Raw genomic sequence first — 3,203 nt, 5'->3', positions numbered from 1 at the left:
CAGCCGACAGCAGGAGCCTCTTATGAACTGGATGCCATTGCAGCCGTCGTACTGGGTGGAACAAGCTTGTCAGGAGGACGCGGACGAATCGTAGGTACGTTGATTGGTGTGCTTATTATCGGTACGTTAAACAATGGCTTGAATTTGCTGGGTGTTAATTCTTTTTATCAAATGGTGGTAAAAGGGATTGTCATCGCCATTGCTGTATTGATTGACCGTAAGAAATCCGCATAAACCACCTAATCTGTATAAAAGGAGACCACAACTATGAAAAAGCTTACATTAATCATGGCAGCCCTGCTGCTTGTGCTCATGACAGGCTGTTCCCTGGAGCCGCCGGAGTGGGCGAAACCTAAAGCAGCCGCGAGCTTAAAGGACATTAAAATCGGCTTGTCGATATCCACACTGAATAATCCATTCTTTGTTTCTCTCAAGGACGGAGTCGTTGCAGAGGCCAAAAAACAAGGACTGCAGGTCATAGTCGTCGATGCACAAAATGATTCAGCGAAGCAAAGCAACGATGTGGAAGATTTGATGCAGCAGGGTGTGAATGCCCTCCTGATCAACCCGACGGATTCGTCAGCGATTTCTACGGCGGTACAATCCGCGAATACTTCGAACATCCCGGTCATTACGCTGGATCGTTCGGCTGACAAAGGGGATGTAAAAACGCTGGTCGCTTCTGACAACGTGGAGGGCGGACGGATGGCAGCCAGATACTTAGTGGAGCATGCTGGCAAAGGAGCCAAGGTGATCGAGCTGGAAGGTGTGCCGGGTGCATCTGCTACCCGCGAACGGGGAAAAGGCTTTCATGAAGTGGCCGACAAGGAACTGAAAGTGATTGCCAAGCAAGCGGCCGATTTTGACCGAACCAAAGGCTTGAATGTCATGGAAAATCTGCTGCAAGGCAACCCGGATGTTCAGGCGGTATTTGCCCACAATGATGAAATGGCACTGGGGGCGATCGAGGCCATCCAAAGCTCAGGCAAGAAGATTCCTGTCATCGGCTTTGACGGTAACGAGGATGCGCTTAAATCTATTAAAGAGGGCAAGCTGACAGCCACGGTAGCACAGCAACCCGAGCTAATTGGGCAATTGGCTGTTCAGGCAGCCAAGGATGTACTTCAAGGCAAAACCGTGAAAAAATCAATTCCCGCGAAGCTGGAGTTAGTGGATCAATCGAAATAAAACGGGTGTATACCCGACATAGTTAAGGTCTTGGACTGATGCAAACATGTGCATCAGTCTTTTTTTTGGTATTATTCCAAGTTAACTCATGAGGTTAGTTGACAAAAGAAAAAAGCGGAATTATAATGACCTAAATTCCAAGTTCAGTAACAAGTAAACGGACACACAAGAAATTCTTTTTAAAACATTTAGTTAATCATCACTGATTAGCAATAAAGATTCAGATAAGCAACCGAACGATAACACAAAGGAGAAACGAATGAGAGCAAAGGAAATGGAACAGTTAAGAATGGAACACAAGCTCCTCTCTTACTTGGAGAAATATGATACTCCCGTAGGTGCTACGACACTGGTGCTGGTTTTAGGCAAGGAATTTGGATTAAGTCAGGCTTCCATTGGAAGGAAGCTGATGGAATTCGATGCCTTGGGCTATACGGAGAGCAAGGGGAGAAAGGGCAGGTTGCTTGCTCCCCCGGGAAAAGACCGCTTGACGGATATCGAGCGTCAACTTAATCAGTGGCGTGATCAGTCCAATTTGCTCGATGCGCTCAATGTTTCTGATGAGGATTCACTGCTTGATATGTTGATCGCAAGACGAGCGCTGGAGCGGGAAACAGCTTGGCTGGCAGCCTCGAAGGCCAGTGGACAGACGATTCAAGAACTGTGGCATTCAATTGAAGCACAGGAAGAGGTCATTGCAGATGGACGTGTTCCGATTGAGGAGGACCGGGAGTTTCATGAGCGGATCGCTGTGGCATCCGGCAATCGCGTACTGCTGCATGCTTTGCGTCTTGTATGGGGAGAAGGGGCTCATCTTCCTGCAACAGCGCTGATTCGGAAAGCCGTTGGCAGCGAGCTTGTGGTAGACCATCGGCAGATCGTGGAGAGTATAGCGCGCCATGCTCCTGATGAAGCGGCATCTGCGATGGTAACTCACATCAATCAACTGATTGAGGATGTTCGCATTTATTTTGATAAAAGCAAGGCATAAAAAAATCTCAAAATTTTGAGGCAGGAAGTCGATTTAAGCAGGATACAGGTTATTCAACAGGGGAGGTAGTTATCATGACAGTTACATATCGGCTCGGTATTGACATAGGTGGAACGTTTACGGATGTCATGCTAACAGATAACAACGGAAGGGTAGCTGCCACATTAAAAACGCCGTCCGTACCCTCCGCGCCGGAGCAGGCTATTTTAAATGCAATAGAACAATTGAAGGCTATCCCGATTGATATAGAGGCCGTTGAATTATTTGTACACGGGACAACACTGGGTGTAAACACGCTTATTGAACGCAGCGGAGCGACGACAGGGCTTCTCGTCACTCGCGGATTTCGGGATGTTCTGGAAATTCGCAGACTCCGTCTGGAAAATACGACTAATCTTTACGGCGACAAGCCTGATCCACTTGTTCCGCGCTATCTTGTAAAGGAAATTGATGAGCGCTGCTTGGCTGACGGACGAATCTATCGACCTCTTGCAGCCGATGATCTGCGTCAATCTGTACAGGAACTGCTTGCCGAAGGTGTTACGGCGATTGCCGTATCCTTTCTGCATTCATACCATAACCCGGAGCATGAACGGCAGGCCGTGGAACTGATTCGTAAGGAATTCCCTGGAGTTTTTGTCTGCTCCAGCAGCGAGGTGTGGCCACAGCAACGAGAGTATGAGCGTACTCTGGTAACGGTTATGAATGCGTATATTGGTTCCAGGATGAATGGATATTTTCGTAAACTGGAAGTTGGTGTGAAGGAGCGAGGCTTGCATGCCCAGGTGCTTTCCACGATGTCCAATGGGGGAATCATGACAGCGCAGCGTGCGGCTGATGAGCCCGTTAAAACGTTGTTGTCTGGTCCGGCATCGGGCGTGATCGGCGCGACCCATGTAGCCAGATTGGCTGCGATCAACAAAGTCGTCACCTTTGATATGGGTGGTACCAGTGTGGACGTGGCTGTCATTGATGGTGAACCGGCCTATTCAAGTGAAAATCAGATTGGCGATTTTCCCGTTAT

Annotated in this window: 4 protein-coding genes; all 4 read left to right on the top strand. The window is 48.4% G+C overall.

The genetic code is table 11. The features are described from left to right. Positions 1-234, top strand: a 234-nt coding sequence (locus WG8_RS29055) for an ABC transporter permease subunit (RefSeq protein ID WP_007432494.1), incomplete at its 5' end; no start/stop codon positions are given. A gap of 33 nt (positions 235-267) precedes the next feature. Continuing rightward, positions 268-1,188 carry a ribose ABC transporter substrate-binding protein RbsB gene (gene rbsB / locus WG8_RS22050; RefSeq protein WP_007432493.1) on the top strand — a complete coding sequence of 307 codons (921 nt, stop codon included), beginning with the start codon at positions 268-270 and terminating at the stop codon, positions 1,186-1,188. Between the two features lie 259 nt (positions 1,189-1,447). Beyond that, positions 1,448-2,179: a FadR/GntR family transcriptional regulator gene (locus tag WG8_RS22045; protein ID WP_007432492.1), complete on the top strand. Its 732-nt coding sequence runs from the start codon at positions 1,448-1,450 to the stop codon at positions 2,177-2,179. A 74-nt stretch (positions 2,180-2,253) separates the two neighbouring features. Further along, the coding region (locus tag WG8_RS29050) for a hydantoinase/oxoprolinase N-terminal domain-containing protein (protein ID WP_007432491.1) at positions 2,254-3,203 on the top strand (950 nt) is incomplete at its 3' end.

It is taken from the genome of Paenibacillus sp. Aloe-11 (assembly GCF_000245715.1).
Classification (GTDB): domain Bacteria; phylum Bacillota; class Bacilli; order Paenibacillales; family Paenibacillaceae; genus Paenibacillus; species Paenibacillus kribbensis.
The sequence above is the reverse complement of the archived record's forward strand: the minus strand, read 5'-3'. Positions and strand labels throughout refer to the sequence as shown.

What these genes read in the sequence shown, in the direction of transcription:
- rbsB (WP_007432493.1), top strand. Translation starts at nt 268, where the DNA reads ATGAAAAAGCTTACATTAATCATGGCAGCCCTGCTGCTTGTGCTCATG.
- WG8_RS22045 (WP_007432492.1), top strand. Translation starts at nt 1,448, where the DNA reads ATGAGAGCAAAGGAAATGGAACAGTTAAGAATGGAACACAAGCTCCTC.